Consider the following 16,638-nt stretch of genomic DNA (forward strand, 5'->3'; position numbering starts at 1 on the left):
CCGCCCTATGCTTGGCCCATGTCCACTTTTGAAGTCCGCCGCAGTTCCGTCATCCCTGCCGCCGCCGAAGACATCTTTCCGCTCGTCAACAACTTCCACGAATGGACTGCCTGGTCCCCCTGGGAGACCATCGACCCCGGCATGAGCCGCCGCTACTTCGGCACTGAAGCAGGCACGGGGGCCGGGTATGAGTGGAGCGGCAACCGCAAGGCGGGCAGCGGCACCATGGAGATCGAGGAGTCGGTGCCGTCGAATCTGGTCCGGATCCGGCTGCAGTTCACCAAGCCCTTCAAGGCCCTGAACCCCACCACCTTCACGTTCACCCCTGCCCCGGGCGGCACCGAAGTGACCTGGCGGATGACCGGCGAGAACAAGGGCCTGGGGAGGGTGTTCGCACTGTTCATGAACATGGACAAGATGGTGGGCGCCGATTTCGAACGCGGCCTGGCCGCGTTGGCTGCCACAGTGGCGGCACGAAAGAGCTGAGGCCGCCACATGGGTGTCGTTGACGAAGCCCTGGACAGGATTGACGGACCGGACCGCAGTTGCCTTCAGCACGTGGTGGAGATTGCGCGGTCCCTGGCTCCCGACGCCACGGAGGGCATGAGCTACGGCATGCCCGCCCTCAAACTGGACGGCAAACCGCTGGTGGCGGCCGTGGCCGCAGCAAAGCACCTCTCGGTTTTCCCGTTCTCCTCCGCGGTGGTGGAGGCAGTGGCCGCCCGGCTGGAGGGGTACTCCCTGTCCAAGGGGACCATCCGCTTCACGGCGGACCATCCAGTGCCGGACGACGTGCTCGCTGACATCGTCCGGCTGCGGATGGCGGAAATACGGAAATAGGGCGCAGGACGACGGCGGGACCTATGGTCCTTCCAGCCGGCCGCGCCAGTGCATAGCGTGGTGCCATGGCTGATACTCTCTCCTCCCTCGCAGACTCCTTCAAGAACATGGGCGTTGCCCGCGCGTACGGCTCTCCCGTGAATGTGGGCGGGGAGGACATTGTGCCGGTGGCGCTGGTGTCCTTCGGTTTTGGCGGCGGCACGGAATCGGACCAGGGGGCATCGGGCGGCGGGGGCGGCGGTTTCGTTGTCCCGTTGGGCGTGTACCGGACCGTGAATGGGCGCGCGGTCTTCCGCCCCAACACCATCGCCATGCTGGTGTGCCTTGTCCCATTGGTTTCTGTGGCCGGCGCGGCGTTCCGAAAAGCGGCGCGCTCGGCCCGGAAATAAGCGCCGGCCGGCGGCCCGGCATTCCATAAAATTCCCCTATTTCGTCCCCGGTAATTCGGTTCCATAATGGCCTCGTAGACTTCGGGAACCTCCCGCCGCTGTCCTGTGCCACGGCGGAACCAGGGGTTCCAGGTGGCCGCCCCGGCAATCGGCGGGAAGGACGGCCACGAGGCCCGGCCGGGACGGCCGGACTGTTTCAGGGGGAGAGCAACGCCACTAAATGCACAAGGAGAATTGTCATGCTCAAGGATAGGGAAATCATGGCTGTGCTGCCGGCCAAGGATATTGACCGGGCACGGGAGTTTTACCGGGACAAGTTGGGACTGGAGCCGGTCCAGACGGTCGAAAACGACAACCTTATCTACCGCTGCGGCAAGGGAACGGGCTTCCTGCTCTACCAGACGGACAACGCCGGTTCCGCCAAGAACACCCAGATGTCCTGGGGCGTCGATGACGTCGAAAAGGAAGTGGAGGAACTGCGGGGCCGCGGCGTCGTCTTTGAGGAGTACGACATGCCGGGACTCAAGACCGAGAACGGCATCGCAACGATGGAAGGCATGGGCAAGGGTGCGTGGTTCCTCGACAGCGAGGGCAACATCCTGAACATTTCCTCGATCCCCGTCACGTAGCCATCCGCCTTGCACAGGCGCATACTCAATCACCTGGCAGCAAAGCCATAAGTACGACGCCGGCACGTGCCGCCCGAAGCACCCGCACCCGGGTGCGTGGCAGCGGCAGGCCGGCGCCGCCGTCGTAAGCGGCCTGAAAGGAAGGCACGGGAATGGGCGCGGAAGACATGGTTCCGGAGACAAAAGGCGTCTCGGTGGAGTTGCTGGCGGCCGTAGACCTTGACGGCGAGATTGACGGGATGGAAGGCCGCCAGCTGCGGATGCGGATGGTGACGATCGACCCGGGTGGGGTCTTCGGGCCCCTCCATGACCATGTGGGGCGACCCGGAACCGTCTTTATCCTGCAGGGAACCATCACCGACCACCGCGACGGCGCCGCCACGGACTATGGGCCCGGAGTGGGCTGGCCGGAGGACCGGAACACCACCCACTGGCTGGAGAACAGGGGGACGGTCCCGGCGGTGGAAATCTCCGTGGATATCGTCACCAAGCTTCCGTCATAAGTCCACGTGTTGTAAAAACCGGTGGCTTATCCGCCGTGTTCTGGGTATCTTGTGCATACCCGTGGTTGAGCAGTCAGCTGGCAAGTTACTCATGGGGGCCACTGATGGACGCCGCTGCTGACCAGCCACCTTCCGGGAGGATCCGTCCCGGCACCAGCTCACAGGGCAGGGTGTTCCATGCCTTCCGGCGCTGGCCGCTCGTCCCGGCCGCCGACCTGCTCCTGCTGCGCCACGCGCTCGTCGGCCAAGATTCCTCCACCGAACCGGACCACGCGTCCGCTCTCCGATGCCTCGTCGACGACGAACTCACGCGCCGGCTGGCCCTCCCGCCCGCTTCGGGGGACTAAGACTGCCGTGGGTCGGTAACGTGTGACATTGGGGGACCGGCCCACGGCCCAAATAAGCCGTCTGTTCCTTCCCCCGCCAGCCAATTCAAACGGCGGGCTGGCGCCGCCCCAGCGCCAGCCGCAGGGCGGCGCGGAGGGTGAGCCGGTTCCGCCTGGTGACCGCGATGACGGCTGCGACACCCGCCAGCAGCACCACGATCCCGCCTGCGGCCACGGACCAGCGGGCGCCGAACTGGCTCCCGATCCAACCGACCAGCGGTGAACCCAGGGCGGTGCCGCCCTGCAGGATGGCCAGGTACAGGGCCAGCACGCGACCGCGGAACTGTGGCTCCACGGACAGCTGGATGCTGGTATTGCAGCTGTTCAGGAACGTGATGGACGCCAGCCCCACGGGAATGAGGAGGGCAGCGTAGGCCCAGAAAGACGGCGCGACGCTGCCCAGGATGGTGAAGACACCCAGGCCCAGCGCCCCGCCCAGCAGGAACCTCAGCCGAGGACGGGACCTGCGGGCCGCCAGGAGGGCGCCGGCCAGGGTGCCCACCGCCATGATGGAACCGAGAAGCCCGAATTCACCCGGGCCCATGCGGAATTCGGTGGTGGCCATCAGCGAGTTGATGACGGGAAAGTTCATGCCGAACGCGCCCAGGATGCCCACCAGGACCATGATCAGCATCAAGTCCGGCCTTCGGCGCACGTAGCGGATGCCCTCAACCACCTGGTGCTTGTTCCGCTCGCCCTTTGCCACCGGGGCGGGCTGGGTAATGCGGATCCTGAACAGCGAGACCAGGACGGCCGCGAAGCTCGCCGCGTTGAGCAGGAACACCGGGCCCGTTCCCACCCAGGCGATGAGCACCCCCGCGATCGCGGGGCCTGTGAGCCGGGCGGTGTTGAAGGAGGCGGAATTCAGGGCCACCGCATTGGAGATGTTCTCCTGCCCCACCAGTTCCGAGACGAAGGCCTGGCGCGCCGGTGCGTCAACGGCACTGGCAACGCCCAGGCAGAAGGCCGCCACGTACGCATGCCACAGTTGGGCGGTGCCGGTCACCACCAGGAGGCCGATGGCGAGGCCGGTGGATGCCATGGCCAACTGCGTCCACATGAGGATAATGCGTTTCCGGTACCGGTCAGCCAGGACTCCGCCGTAAGGGCCGAACAGCAGCATGGGCAGGAACTGCAGGCCCGTGGTGAGGCCGACGGCGGCGCCTGAGTGGTCGGTGAGAACGGTCAGGACCAGCCAGTCCTGGGCCACGCGCTGCATCCAGGTGCCGATGTTGGAAACGATCGCACCGCTGGCCCAGATGCGGTAGTTGGGGTTTTCGAGGGCCCGGAACATCGCGCTCATTTGCCGCTCATTTCCTGCATGATGCGGGCCGCCCGGCTGAGGGTAAGCCTGTCGTCCTCGCTGAGCCCGGCCACGCGCTGGGCCAGCCAGGCCGTCCGCTGGCTCCGTGCCTCGGCGAGGACCGTCCTTCCCGCATCCGTGATGTCCACGCGGACCTGCCGCCCGTCGTCGGGGTCTGCGCTCCTGGTGACGAAGCCCTGGTCGGCGAGCGCGTTGACGATCCTGGTCATGGACGGGGCCTGGACGTGCTCACTCTCGGCAAGTGCCCGGAGCGTGCTGGGGCCGCTGCCGTTCAGCAGGGCCAGGACCGTGTATTGCCCGGGGGTGATGATGTCGCCCGTTGCCTCAACGCGGAGCCGGCGTGAAGTACGCATCACGGCGGTGCGGAGCTCGATGGCGAGGGTATCGGGCGTGGTGGGGTCTGCGGTTGCTGTGTTCTTCGTTTGGGTGGGTGACATGTATGCGGGTGCGCCTCCTGCTGACGTTCCTTAGCAGTGCTAATTAGTTCTGCTAACTATTATGGTCTGCTTGCTTATCAATGGGCAACAGCCTGCGGTGTGGGTTTGGTGACATGCTCCGGCAGAATGGGATGCGTGACTGGGGGCAGAGCTGATGTAAAGCGCAAATCCGCGTTGTCGTGGAAAGGAAAAGCGAACCTTGCGGTGGCCGTCCTGGTCATCTGCCTGGGCCCGATCCTGATTGGCGTGGGCAGTTTCATGATCAACGCCGACGAGGAGCTTGCGCGGACCGGGACACAGGCCACCGGAACGATCGTCCACTTCAAGGACGTCACCAAAGCCTCCTCGCGCAGGATGCAGGTTGAATTCACGGCGGCGGACGGGCTGCCCCACAGGACGTTCGCGGCCGTTGACCACGACCAGCATCCCGTCGTCGGCAGCGAAGCCACGGTGGTCTATGCCGAAAATGACCCGGCCAGGGCCGTTGTGCTGGGTTATGAGAGCGACGGTGTGTGGTTCCGTGGCGTGGGCATTGTGCTGACCGTCATCTTCGGCGGGCTGGGACTGCTGCTCTGCCTTGGGGTTGGCACCGCGGCCCTCCGTGCCAAATTCCGGAAACCCGCCACAAACCACGTGGTCTGAGACTGTCACGGCTCTTGGGTCTGGCCGCTGCGGCTCGGCGGGCGTAGGCTCGGTCCACCATGACCGAGCAGCAGCCCTTTGAATTGATCCGGCGCTATCCGCATTTCGAGTTGCGCCGGTATCCGGACTACGTGGTGGCCGAAGTGACGGTCACCGCGGATTTTGACCGCGCCGGCAATGCCGCCTTCCGGCATCTCTTCAACTACATCAGCGGCAGCAATAATGCCCGGCAGAAACTGGCCATGACCGCTCCGGTGCTCCAGGAACCAGGGCCCCGGAAACTGGCAATGACCACCCCCGTACTCCAGTCCGGTCCGGTGCCGGGGTCGGGGGAGCCTGCCGAATATTCGGTGGCGTTCGTCCTTCCGGCCGGCGTGACAGCTGACGGCGCTCCGGTCCCTGCCGATCCCATGGTCAGGATCCGCACGGTGCCAGGTTCCCTTGCCGCAGTGCTGGGATTCTCCGGCAGCGGTTCGGCATCGGCTTTCCAGAAGCGCAACGACGGCCTGCAGGCTGCGCTCACCCTGGCCGGGCTGACTCCCGTGGGGACGCCGAGATTCGCCCGCTTCGACCCGCCGTTCAAGCCGTGGTTCCTGCGCCACAATGAGGTTGTCCAGGATGTCCTGGAACCCCAGGCGGGTGGAACGGCACCGGGCGCTTAGCTGGAAGCAGTGCTGTAGGTTTCTTTCCCCTCCCCACCCGATACTTTCCTGCCTGCCCGGGAAGATCCCTATTCGGGCAACCATGCATATCGGATGGCCAGTCCGCACTCCGCTGCCCCATTCTCTGGGTATCGCCGCCCTTATGGATGGTTGCAGGGGACGCGGAGTCTCCTCCCACTTTCCCTTTTCTGTTGTTATTGCTGAAACTTTACGATAGTTTCTCACTGTGATGCAGGTCGCACTGGTGGGAGCCCGCGGCCATGATGCCAACAAAAGGACGATGATGACCCGCGAGCACAGCACCAGCACCTCCGAACACCGCTTCAAACGCCTGCACGAACGTCTGGGCGGCATCGCCTACGGGGGTGACTACAACCCCGAACAGTGGCCACGCGAGGTGTGGGACCAGGATGTCCGGCTCATGAAGCAAGCGGGCGTCAACCTGGTTACCCTGGCCGTCTTTTCCTGGAGCCGGCTCGAGACAGCCGACGGTCTTTACGACTTTGACTGGCTGGACGAGGTGATGGACCTGCTGCACCGGAACGGCATCGGCGTGGACCTGGCCACTCCGGACGCCGTCCCGCCGGCCTGGTTGATCGCCCAGCACCCGGACATCCTGCCCGTCCTGGCCGACGGCTCTACGTTCGGCTTCGGCTCCCGACAGCACTTCGACGTCTCCCATCCTGCTTACCGGGAAAAATCGCTGGCCATGGCAGAGAAGATGGGGGAGCGCTACGCTGCCCACCCGGCCCTGCGCATGTGGCATGTAAACAATGAGTACGGACCGGTCTCGTACGGCCCGTACGCCGGCCGCGCCTTCCGGGCATGGCTGCAGGAAAAATACGGCGACCTGGAGAACCTGAACCAGGCATGGAGCACCGACGTATGGGGACAGCGCTACTCCGACTGGTCACAGGTGAACGCACCCGCCCAGCCGCGCACGTGGTCCAACCCGTCCCGCCGCCTTGATTACCACCGGTTCACTTCGGACAGCATGCTGGAGCACTACAAGGCCGAGCGGGACATCCTGCGCCGGTACACGCCAGATCTGCCGATTGTCACCAACTTCATGCGCTTCTACAAGAACAACGATTACTGGGCCTGGGCTGCTGAGGAGGACGCCGCGGCCCTGGACATCTACCCGGACCCGCGCGAGGAAGACGCCCACGTGGCCGCGGCGCTCAACTTCGACCTGATGCGCTCGCTCCGCCGCGGCCAGCCATGGCTGGTGATGGAACAGGCTACCGGCGCCGTCAGCCAGTGGTCCGTCAACGTCTCCAAGCTGCCCGGCAAAATGAGGCTTGGCTCCTACCAGGCCATCGCGCAGGGCGCCGATTCCATCCTCTTCTTCCAGTGGCGCCAGGCCAGGGGCGGCACCGAACGCTTCCACTCCGGCATGGTCAACCACGCCGGGCCCAATACGCGCATTTTCCGGGAAGTTTGTGAACTGGGCCAGGAACTCAAGGGCCTGGCCGGCCTCACCGGCACACGCTCCAGCGCCAAGGTCGCGCTGGTCTTCGACTGGGACTGCTGGTGGGCCCTGGAACTGGGGAACTCCCCGCGCTCGGACCTGAACTACGCCCAGGAAGTCCTCCGCCTCTACCGCCCCTTCTTCCACGCCAACATATCCGTGGACTTCGTGAACACCACCAGCGACCTCAGCCAGTACGGCATGGTGGTCCTGCCGGCGTCGTACCTGCTCACCGACCAGGCCGCCGGGAACATCGAGGACTATGTGGCCCGCGGCGGGCATCTGGTGGCCAGCTACCTCTCCGGCATCGTGGACCAGGACAACACCATCCTCCTGGGCGGCTACCCGGGCGCGCTGCGCAACGTCCTGGGAGTGTGGAGCGAGGAGATGCATCCGCTGGCCGGGGAGGGCGAGGCAGTCAAGCTTTCAACGGCCGACGGCGGTACGGCCTCAGCCGATTACTGGACCGAGCACCTGCACACCACCACGGCTGACGTTGTTGCGAGCTATGCCTCCGGCCGGCTGGAAGGCTCGCCCGCCGTCACCCGCAACAGCTTCGGCGCCGGCACTGCCGTGTACCTGTCGGCCAGGGTGGACAGCTCCTTCCTTGCGGAACTGCTCTCAACTGAACGTGCCGCTGCGGGAATCCGCGCGGAACTGGACGCGCCGCTGGGAGTGCAGGTCCGCCGTCGTGCCGGCAACGGACGCAGCTACCTGCTGGTCCTGAACCACAACGATGCACCCGCCAGGGTGGACGTGGGGCAGGGCGGCACAGACCAGCTCACCGGAGCCAATGTCACCGGCACGGTGGAGCTCGCCGCCAACGGCGTGCTGGTGCTGGAGGAAATACCCACTAAAGACTCAACCGCAGAAACGGGCCGGTAGGAGGCAGTCATGGCCATGCGATTGGAAGTACCTCCCGAGGCGGTCCCCACGGACGCCGATGCGCGAACTGAAAAACCGCGGAACAAACCCGGAGGCTGGAAGCTGGCCTTCAGGCGGGACTGGCGGCTCTACACCCTGGTGCTGTTGCCGCTGGCCTACTTCGCCATCTTCCGGTACCTGCCCATGGCAGGCAACGTGATCGCGTTCCGGCAGTTCCAGCCCGGCGGCAGCATCTTCGGCGAGAAATGGGTGGGCCTGAAATACGTCACCCTCTTCATCAACGATCCCAGCTTTTGGCAAGCGTTCCAGAACACCATCATCCTGGGCGTGCTGACACTGCTGTTCTGCTTCCCGATGCCCATCATCTTCGCGCTGATGCTGAACGAACTGCGTTCGCAGAAGTTCAAGAAGTTCGTCCAGACCGTGGCCTACCTGCCGCACTTCATGTCCGTGGTGATCATCGCCGGCATGATCCTGCAGAACTTCTCCATGACAGGCACCGTAAACCAAATTGCCAACTCGCTGTTCGGCACCACGGTTAACTTCACCCAGGACGCCGCGTGGTTCCGGCCCATGTACATCAGCTCCGAGGTGTGGCAGACCATGGGGTGGGGAGCCATCCTCTACCTGGCCGCCCTGACCCGGGTGGACGAATCGCTGTACGAGGCAGCCCGGATCGATGGCGCCAACCGCTGGCAGCAGACCTGGCATGTGACCCTGCCGGCCATCCGGCCCACCATCATCACACTGCTGATCCTCAACATCGGCACGTTCATGGCCGTGGGCTTCGAAAAGATCCTACTGATCTACAACCCGCTGAACTACCAGACCTCGGATGTCATCTCCACCTACCTGTACCGGGTGGGCCTTGAATCGTCGAACTTCAGCTACGCGGCGGCGATCGGCATGTTCGAATCCGTCATCGGCCTCACGCTGATTCTCTCCGCCAACGCCATATCCAAGCGGCTCGCCGGAACGAGCCTGTGGTGAAGGGGACAACTGTGAAAGGGACAGCCGTGAAAGAACCCGGCGCGAAAGCAGCACCAAAGGACACAGGTGTCCTGGTCAAGGACATGAAGGTTTCACGCAGCATGCGGCTGTTCCGGGTGGTGAACCTGGCCTTCCTGCTGGTGGTGGTGTTCCTGACCTTGTATCCGTTCCTGAACATCCTGGCGCAGAGCTTCTCAAGCGAAGGATTCATTAACGCCGGCAAGGTCAACCTGTTCCCCATGGGCTTCAACACCGAGACTTACCAGCTGATCCTGGCCGACTCGGTCTTTTGGCGGAACTACGGCAACACGATTCTGTACACCGTGGTGGCCACGGCTATCTCCATGGTGCTGACCACCAGCTTCGCGTATGCCATCGCGAGGAAGGACCTGAAGGGGCGCAGCCTGTTCATCGGCATCGCGGTGTTCACCATGTTCTTCAATGGCGGCCTGATCCCCAACTATGTGCTCATCACCTCGCTTGGAATGCGGGACACCTTATGGGCCGTAGTGCTGCCCAACGCCATCAGCGTCTTCAACCTGCTCATCATGAAGTCGTTCTTCGAGAACATGCCACGTGAACTGGAGGAAGCGGCCGCCATTGACGGACTTACCCAGTACGGGGTGCTTTTCAAGGTGGTCCTGCCGCTGAGCAAGGCAATCGTTGCCACCATGGTCCTGTTTTACGCAGTAGCCAACTGGAACTCCTGGTTCCAGGCGTTCCTGTACCTGGACAACCCCGATCTGTTCCCGGTGACCATCTACCTTCGCAACATGATTGCCGGCGTCACCACGGCAGGCTCCGCCGGCGGTACGGCGGAGAACGTGGGCCAGATTGCCGCGAACATCCAGTCCGTCACCATCGTCCTGACCGTGATCCCCATCCTCTGCGTCTACCCCTTTGTCCAGAAGTACTTCTTTTCGGGCGTCATGCTCGGCTCCGTCAAGGAATAACCCTTATGAAAGGAAAACCCATGATCCGCAGACGAGATTTCCTCGGCCTGTCCGCGCTCGCAGCCTTCGGCCTGGTGATGGCGGGATGTGACTCTGACTCCGGCAGCAAGGCCGATACCTCAAAGGCCCGCAATGGTGCGATGGACAGCTTTGGGGTTGGGGACACGTTCAAGGCGACGGCGCCGCTGAGCTTCACCTTCCTGTTCAGCGATCAGCCCACCTATCCATACAAGAAGGACTGGCTCCTGTTCTCCAAGATGGCCAGCGACAACAACGTCACCCTGGAACCGACCATCGTTCCCAGCAGCGACTACGAGCAGAAGCGCAGCCTGTTGATCAGTTCCGGCAAGGCTCCGGAGATAATTGCCAAGACCTACCCGGGGCAGGAGAGCGCGTATGTATCCTCCGGCGCCGTCCTTCCCGTCAGCGACTACGTGGACCTCATGCCGCATTACCAGGACAAGATCAAGAAGTGGAAGCTGGAGCCTGAGATTGCAGGCCTCACCCAGGAGGACGGCAAGTACTACGTCCTGCCCGGTCTGCACGAGGAACTCTGGCCGGACTACACGCTGGCGTTCCGGACCGACGTGCTGGAGAAGGACGGGATCGCGGAGCCCACGACCTGGGACGAGTTCCGGGAGGTGCTGCGCAAACTCAAGAAGAACCATCCCGATGTGGTGCCCTTTTCCGACCGGTTCAACGGCAACAGCGTGCTGAACATTGCCGGCACCGCCTTTGGCACCGTGGCAGGCTGGGGCCTGGTGGACGGACTGACGTTCGATGAAGGCAAGAAGGAGTTCGCCTTCGGTGCCGGCAGCGGCCAGTTCAAGGATCTTGTGACCTACTTCAACTCCTTGGTTTCGGAGGGGCTGATGGATCCGGAAAGCTTCACACAGACCGATGATTCGGCCATCCAGAAGTTCACCTCGGGCAAGTCGTTTGTGATCAGCGCCAACTCCCAAAACATCATCACGTACCGCACGTCAATGGAGCAGTCTCTGGGGAAGGGCAACTTCGCCGTCCGAAAGATCACGGTTCCCGGCGGCCCCGCAGGCGATGTCATTGGCGGTTCCCGGCTGGAAAACGGCATCATGCTGAACGCGTCCGTGAAGGACAAGGACAGCTTCGTGGCGCTGATGCAGTACATCGACTGGCTGTTCTACAGCGACGAAGGCCAGGAGTTCGCCAAGTGGGGGGTGCAGGGCACCACCTACAACAAGGAAGGCGGCAAACGCATCCTGGCCAAGGACATCAACTTCCAGGGCCTGAATCCGGGCGGCACCAAAGACCTGCGCGTGGATTACGGCTTCTCCGGCGGTAACTTCGCCTACGGGGGCACCACGGACCTGCTCCAGTCCACCTTCAATGAGGAAGAGCTGGCCTTCCAAAAGGCCATGAAGAGCAAGAAGCCCAGGCCCGTTGCCCCGCCCGTCCCGTTCAGCGACACCGACCGGGAGCAAGCCACCCTGACTCTCACGCCACTGAAGGACCACGTCAAGCAGAACACCTTGAAGTTCATCACCGGCCAGCGCAGCCTCTCGGAGTTCGACGCCTACGTCAAAGAGCTGGACAGCAAGGGCATGGGCAAATACGTAGAGTTGGCCAACAAGGCCTACAAGGCATACGCCGAAAAGAAGTAGGGCGTACGACGGCGGCCGCGGGCCTTCCGCGGTGACCGAAAGGCAGTCAGTGGTTCAGAAGAAGGCGGAGTACGGAGCCGGCCCCCTGTTCAGGGCGGCCGGTACCGTTGCGGGCGTGATGATGGGCTCGGTCCTCCTGGGGCTGGCCAATATCCTGCTGCTGCCGGCCCTGATGGCGGCACCCATCGCGGGGGCCTGGCCCCTTGTGGTGGCACTCGTTCCGGCGGGGCCGGCCCTGGTGGCGTGCATGTACGCATTCAACCGAATGGCCGCCGGCCATGAGGGCGGGGTTTACCAGGACTTCGTCCGCGGGTACCGGATGAATCTGGGGCAGGCCCTGCAGGTTTGGGTGCCGTACCTTTTGGTTCTGGCCGTCATCGCGGTCAACCTGGCCGGGCTGTCCTCGCTGCATCCGGGCAACCCGGCCACGCCCGCGCTCAGGCCGGCGATGCTGCTCCTCGCAGTGCTCGTGGCCACCGCCGGCCTGAATGCTTTGCTGCTGCTGTCCAGGTTTTCGTTCCGGACCCGGGACCTCTACCGGCTCTCCCTGTACAGCTTCAGTGCCCGGAAGCGGGTTTCACTGGGCAACGCCGGGATCCTGTTCGTCGCGGGAACCCTGCTGCTGGTGACCACTGCGTACCTGCTGCCGGTTCTCGCCGGCACCGTAGTGTTTCTGGTGTGCCTGAACTCCCGGCCGCTGCTGGCGCTGGTTGAGGAGAAATTCACCGCCGCCTGACCGGTCATGGGTGCAGTTCAGCTGGTTCGGGAAGCCGCTGACTGGATGGCCCCGGCGAGGTCGCGGGGACGGCTCCACATGGGCCAATGCCCCGTTGGGAGGTCGATGACGTCGAGGTGTTCAATGTTCGCCACTTCGGCAAACATGGCATGCCCGGAGCGGGCGAGCTCCAGCACCTGCGCGCCCGGGATCGAGCAGCACACCAGGGTGGTCCGGACCTTGTGGCGGGCATCGTTCGTGAGCTCGACGGCCTGACGAAGCACAGGGCCGGGTTCAGGGACAGCCCGGGCCCGAAAACGCTCGAGGACTTTTGGGCTCAGGCCGTCGAGGCTCGCCTGCTGGGCCAGGACATCGAAGGGCGGCAGCGGAAGCTCCGCCAACTCCTCCGGGATGCCCGGGCCGAAGGCGCTTCACGGTGCCACAGGGCCGGAGTCGACCCACACCACTCGATGGACAAGCTCAGGGTGTCGGTCCAGGACGAGGCTGACGGGGGCGTTTGCCCCGCTGTGGGCGACGAGAGTGGCGGGGTGGTCCCCAGAGGCCCCGAGTTGGCTGATGACGTCCAGGACCGCCGCGGCCTGGTCGTCGAGGGTCTTTGCCGCACGCCCGGGATCGTCCCCGTCGAGACCGGGCAGCGTCATCGCGACGGCGCGGGATTGGTCGGTTGCCAGGTGTTCCAGCACTTCATCCCACGCCCAGGCGCCCAGCCAGTGGCCGGCGATGAGAATGATGACGGGACGGCTTGCAGTAGTTGTCATGCCAATAGCCTCGCAGCCGCCTTGGACAAGGGTGTGTCACTATTTATGTCATGAATCTGCCCGGGCTTGAACGGTGAAGCGGGTCGAACGGCTCCATGCCCTCTCAGAGATATTGCGCCGCAGCGGCAGGCAGGGGGTTTCTGCCGAACGGCTGGCTGCAGAACTTGAGGTATCTGTTCGCACCATCAAGAGGGACCTCGATGCGTTGGAGAACAGCGGTGCGCCGGTATGGTCCCGCCCAGGTCCGGGCGGTGGCTATGGGTTGGCTGCAGGCGGGTCCCTGCCGCCAGTCAGCCTGTCCCCGGCGCAGGCCGTGGCGCTCATGGCAGCGGTGTCCGCTGCGTCGGATGCCCCCTACGCCGATCTGGCAGCAGCAGGTGTCCGGAAGATCATGGATGTCCTCGATCCCAAAACACGGGCACGAGCCGACGCATTGGCCCACCGTGTCTGGGTCAACGCCATTCCCTCCTCGTCGCGGGCCATCAAGTCGGTACTGGAGGAGGCGATGGCCGAGCAGCGCGTGATTCGCCTTCGCTACACATCCGGGGACGGGACCACCACCACCCGCGACGTCGAGCCGGTGCTGTTCGCAGCCACCAACGGCCAGTGGTACCTGGTTGGGTGGTGCCGGCTGCGCAACGCCATGCGGTGGTTCACCGTTTCGCGAATCGAGCGGGCCAGCGTCACCAAGACGGCCTGCAGTGGCCATGGCATCCATGAGGTTGGGGAACCCCCGGCAAACGCCAGGCCGGTGCACGGCCGGGGGTGAGTCCTCAATCAACCTCTCGGGTCAGTACACGCCCGGAGCGGCGCCACCGTTGCCGGTGTCAGCATGTCCCGGTCAAAACCCACGACGCGGCGGCCGCCCTGCAGGATGAGTTCGTGGCTGTGGGTGTCCCGGCTGCTGGAGGTCGACACGTGCAGCTTCACCAGGCCCGGCGTCACCACCCGCTTCAGATCCACCCCTGTGAAGGACGTCCGGTCGGCGTGCACCGTGAACTCGACCCTCGCCGATGCGCCGGCGGCAAGGTCCACCCGGGCGTAGCCAATCAGTTCGCGGAGGGGCCGCACCACCTCGCCCACCGGGTCCTCGAGGTACAGCTGCACCACTTCGGCGCCGTCAACGGGGCCGGTATTGGTCACGGTGCATCCCACGGTGACGGCATCCGCGGTGGACATGGCGTCCGCACTGGCCGAGTGGCAGGAAAAGTCGAAGGTCGTGTAAGACAGGCCGTGCCCAAAGCTGAACAGTGGCGAGGGGTCCAGCGCGCTGACGCCGGACGGCCCGGCCAGGCGGCTGTGCAGGTAGGTGCCGGGTTGTCCGCCGGAAGTTCGGGGTACGGAAACGGGCAGTTTGCCGGACGGGTTGACGGCCCCTGTCAGGATGTCCCAGAGCGCCTCCGCGCCCTCTTCGCCGGGAAAGAAGCCCTGGACGATCGCCCCGGCCCGGTCCGCGAAGTCGCCCAGGGCGTAAGGCCGGCCGCTGAGGACCACGACGACGGTGCGCGTTCCGGCGGCCTCGGCCGCGGTGAGCACCTGGTCGAGCATGCGGTGCTGGTCCCCGGGCAACTGAAGGTCAGCTGCGTCGTTGCCTTCCCCGGAGGTGCCGCGGCCGAAGAGGCCGGCGTTGTCGCCCACCACGATTACGCAGGTGTCCACCGACGCGGCAGTCCGGCAGGCCTCCGCGATCTGTTCGTCCGTGATGGCCTCGCAGGTGCCGGTCGCAGCGCTGCGCAGCGATCCGAAACGGTTTCTGCCTGCCGAGGCCACGGTGGGAACGTAAACACCCATGGGAACGTCCGGGTGTGATGCGCCCACATGCGCGTCAAATGAGTAGCAGCCCAGCATTGCGAATGGATCCTCTGCCAGGGGCCCCACCACGCCAAGCGAGGCCAACGCCGTAACGGGCAGCGGGAGGCTGGCGCCGCCGTCGTGCATCCCGTTGGTCAGCAGCACCAATGACTGGGCGGCGATCTCGCGGGCCAAAGCCCGGTTCCCGGCTGGATCCAGGTCGACGGCTCCGGCGCTGAGGACCGGGGGTGCGGGGTCAAAATCCGGCGCGAGCAGCCCGGCCTCCTGCTTCTGCCGCAGCACCCGGCGAAGGGCAGTGTCCACCAGGGATTCGGGGACCTCGCCGGAGCGCACGCGCTCAAGCAGGGGCGTGCCATAGCAGTTCACTGTAGGCAACTCCACGTCAACGCCCGCTCTGAGTGCCAAGGCGGCTGCATCGCCGGAATCGGCGGCAACGCCGTGGGTGACATGCAGGAAGGCGATGCCGAAGTAGTCGGCAACCACGGTGCCGGCGAAGCCCCACTCGTCGCGCAGCAGCGAGGTCAGCAGTGCGCGGTTGGCGGCTGCAGGAATGCCGTCGGTGTCCGTGTACGCATGCATCACGGAGCGGGCTCCGCCGTGTTTAAGCGCCATTTCGAACGGGGGCAGCATCACGTCCGCCAACTCGCGCGGGCCCATGGACACCGGTGCATGGTTGCGTCCGGCGCGGGACGCAGAGTAGCCAACGAAGTGCTTGAGCGTGGCCACGATTCCGGACCCTTCCAGCCCGGAGACGTAGGCGCTGGCTACCGTGCCCACCAGGTAGGGGTCCTCGCCGATGGTCTCCTCCACCCTGCCCCAGCGCAGGTCCCGCACAACGTCCAGCACGGGAGCCAGCCCCTGGTGGACGCCGAGTGCCCGCATCTGCCCACCAATGAGACCCGCCATCCGCCGGATCAGCGGAGGGTTAAAGGTCGCGCCCCACGCCAGGGGGACGGGGAAAGCCGTGGCCTTCCACGCAGCCAAGCCGGCGAGGCATTCCTCATGGACCTGCGCCGGAATGCGGAAGCGTGAGGCCGCCATGATCTGTTCCTGCGCCGCGGCCAGCCGCCGGGCGCCCTCGAGAGGCTCCAAGGGCACCGTGCCGTACATGCGGGTGATCTGCCCCAGTCCGGAGGCAATCATCTCCTCCCAGGAGCGCGCGTCGCCGGCCATCTCATTCTGCAGCGGCGCTACGGAGTCTCCGTCCGTGGACGCATTAACCCACACACCTGCCAGTTGGGCCAGCTTCTCTTCCAGGGTCATGTGCCGCACCAGCTCATCAATGGAGAGGCGTTCGACGGCGTCACGGGAGCCGTTGCCGGCGGCCGGGGAGGTGATGGCTTGCTTTTCGGCGGCACCGCTGGTCACGGGCGTCTCCTGGGATCGTAGGAAGTTTCTAAGAAACTATCAGAAACTATCGTTTACTTTCTAGGTCCTAAAGCATTGACTCTTCAAAGATAATCCTCCTACGGTTGACAATGGGAGTGGGATAAGTCTGCGACGGAACCCACGAAACTTCGTGAATGGAATAGAAACTTTCCATTGACTTTGGGACCAGGCGCCCGGAGGCCCTTCGGACCA

General features: G+C 64.6%; 17 protein-coding genes and 1 pseudogene. 14 read left to right on the forward strand and 4 right to left on the reverse strand.

All coding sequences use genetic code 11. From position 1 onward, the window contains the following. The first annotated feature begins 18 nt into the window (after positions 1 to 18). From ACEN9K_RS06010 to ACEN9K_RS06035, 6 genes are all read left to right on the forward strand, one after another. The gene (locus ACEN9K_RS06010; RefSeq protein ID WP_056389409.1) at positions 19 to 486 is read left to right on the forward strand and encodes an SRPBCC family protein; all 468 of its coding nucleotides are present in this window, start codon (positions 19 to 21) and stop codon (positions 484 to 486) included. Between the two features lie 9 nt (positions 487 to 495). After that, positions 496 to 840: an iron chaperone gene (locus ACEN9K_RS06015; protein WP_268002678.1), complete on the forward strand. Its 345-nt coding sequence runs from the start codon at positions 496 to 498 to the stop codon at positions 838 to 840. Positions 841 to 905: 65 nt separating this feature from the next. Then, positions 906 to 1,229, forward strand: coding sequence for a hypothetical protein (locus tag ACEN9K_RS06020; protein WP_026266086.1), 324 nt, complete (start codon positions 906 to 908; stop codon positions 1,227 to 1,229). 239 nt (positions 1,230 to 1,468) lie between these two features. Continuing rightward, entirely contained in the window at positions 1,469 to 1,858 is a 390-nt protein-coding gene (locus ACEN9K_RS06025; protein ID WP_018771341.1) for a VOC family protein, read from the forward strand. 152 nt (positions 1,859 to 2,010) lie between these two features. Then, a complete protein-coding gene (locus ACEN9K_RS06030; protein WP_223993993.1) occupies positions 2,011 to 2,361 on the forward strand; it encodes a cupin domain-containing protein in 351 nt (116 codons plus the stop codon). A gap of 104 nt (positions 2,362 to 2,465) precedes the next feature. Further along, complete coding sequence (locus ACEN9K_RS06035; RefSeq protein ID WP_018771339.1) at positions 2,466 to 2,708, forward strand: hypothetical protein; 243 nt, start codon at positions 2,466 to 2,468, stop codon at positions 2,706 to 2,708. Positions 2,709 to 2,793: 85 nt separating this feature from the next. Here the strand turns inward: ACEN9K_RS06035 and ACEN9K_RS06040 are convergent, their stop codons facing one another. Both ACEN9K_RS06040 and ACEN9K_RS06045 read right to left on the reverse strand, forming a co-directional pair. Next, entirely contained in the window at positions 2,794 to 4,050 is a 1,257-nt protein-coding gene (locus tag ACEN9K_RS06040; RefSeq protein WP_495635353.1) for an MFS transporter, read from the reverse strand. Continuing rightward, positions 4,047 to 4,508, reverse strand: coding sequence for a MarR family winged helix-turn-helix transcriptional regulator (locus tag ACEN9K_RS06045; RefSeq protein WP_018771337.1), 462 nt, complete (start codon positions 4,506 to 4,508; stop codon positions 4,047 to 4,049). Before ACEN9K_RS06045 ends, ACEN9K_RS06040 begins: the two co-directional genes overlap by 4 nt. Positions 4,509 to 4,643: 135 nt before the next feature. Here ACEN9K_RS06045 and ACEN9K_RS06050 point away from each other — a divergent pair, with 135 nt between their 5' ends. The 7 genes from ACEN9K_RS06050 to ACEN9K_RS06080 all read left to right on the forward strand — a co-directional run bounded on the left by ACEN9K_RS06050 (position 4,644) and on the right by ACEN9K_RS06080 (position 12,487). Next, positions 4,644 to 5,150, forward strand: a complete 507-nt coding sequence (locus tag ACEN9K_RS06050) for a DUF3592 domain-containing protein (RefSeq protein WP_043425439.1) — start codon at positions 4,644 to 4,646, stop codon at positions 5,148 to 5,150. A 59-nt stretch (positions 5,151 to 5,209) separates the two neighbouring features. After that, a complete protein-coding gene (locus tag ACEN9K_RS06055) occupies positions 5,210 to 5,812 on the forward strand; it encodes an SOUL family heme-binding protein (protein WP_495635354.1) in 603 nt (200 codons plus the stop codon). 229 nt (positions 5,813 to 6,041) lie between these two features. Then, positions 6,042 to 8,168 (forward strand): beta-galactosidase, encoded by a 2,127-nt coding sequence (locus tag ACEN9K_RS06060; protein WP_495635682.1) that lies wholly within the window; start codon positions 6,042 to 6,044, stop codon positions 8,166 to 8,168. Positions 8,169 to 8,177: 9 nt separating this feature from the next. Further along, on the forward strand, positions 8,178 to 9,158 hold the full coding sequence (locus ACEN9K_RS06065) for an ABC transporter permease (RefSeq protein WP_018771333.1): 981 nt from the start codon (positions 8,178 to 8,180) through the stop codon (positions 9,156 to 9,158). Between the two features lie 83 nt (positions 9,159 to 9,241). Next, positions 9,242 to 10,111 carry a carbohydrate ABC transporter permease gene (locus tag ACEN9K_RS06070; RefSeq protein ID WP_026266084.1) on the forward strand — a complete coding sequence of 290 codons (870 nt, stop codon included), beginning with the start codon at positions 9,242 to 9,244 and terminating at the stop codon, positions 10,109 to 10,111. 5 nt (positions 10,112 to 10,116) lie between these two features. Continuing rightward, positions 10,117 to 11,751 carry an ABC transporter substrate-binding protein gene (locus ACEN9K_RS06075; protein ID WP_495635355.1) on the forward strand — a complete coding sequence of 545 codons (1,635 nt, stop codon included), beginning with the start codon at positions 10,117 to 10,119 and terminating at the stop codon, positions 11,749 to 11,751. A 49-nt stretch (positions 11,752 to 11,800) separates the two neighbouring features. Beyond that, complete coding sequence (locus tag ACEN9K_RS06080) at positions 11,801 to 12,487, forward strand: DUF624 domain-containing protein (protein WP_495635356.1); 687 nt, start codon at positions 11,801 to 11,803, stop codon at positions 12,485 to 12,487. Positions 12,488 to 12,504: 17 nt separating this feature from the next. On the opposite strand, the pseudogene ACEN9K_RS06085 reads toward ACEN9K_RS06080, so the two are convergent. Then, a pseudogene (locus tag ACEN9K_RS06085) lies at positions 12,505 to 13,245 on the reverse strand (alpha/beta fold hydrolase). 73 nt (positions 13,246 to 13,318) lie between these two features. Here ACEN9K_RS06085 and ACEN9K_RS06090 point away from each other — a divergent pair. After that, positions 13,319 to 14,014 (forward strand): helix-turn-helix transcriptional regulator, encoded by a 696-nt coding sequence (locus ACEN9K_RS06090; RefSeq protein WP_495635357.1) that lies wholly within the window; start codon positions 13,319 to 13,321, stop codon positions 14,012 to 14,014. An 8-nt stretch (positions 14,015 to 14,022) separates the two neighbouring features. On the opposite strand, the gene ACEN9K_RS06095 is transcribed toward ACEN9K_RS06090, so the two are convergent. Beyond that, positions 14,023 to 16,425 (reverse strand): glycoside hydrolase family 3 N-terminal domain-containing protein, encoded by a 2,403-nt coding sequence (locus ACEN9K_RS06095; RefSeq protein WP_495635358.1) that lies wholly within the window; start codon positions 16,423 to 16,425, stop codon positions 14,023 to 14,025. Positions 16,426 to 16,638 lie beyond the last annotated feature (213 nt).

This window comes from Pseudarthrobacter sp. Pseusp20 (assembly GCF_059492155.1).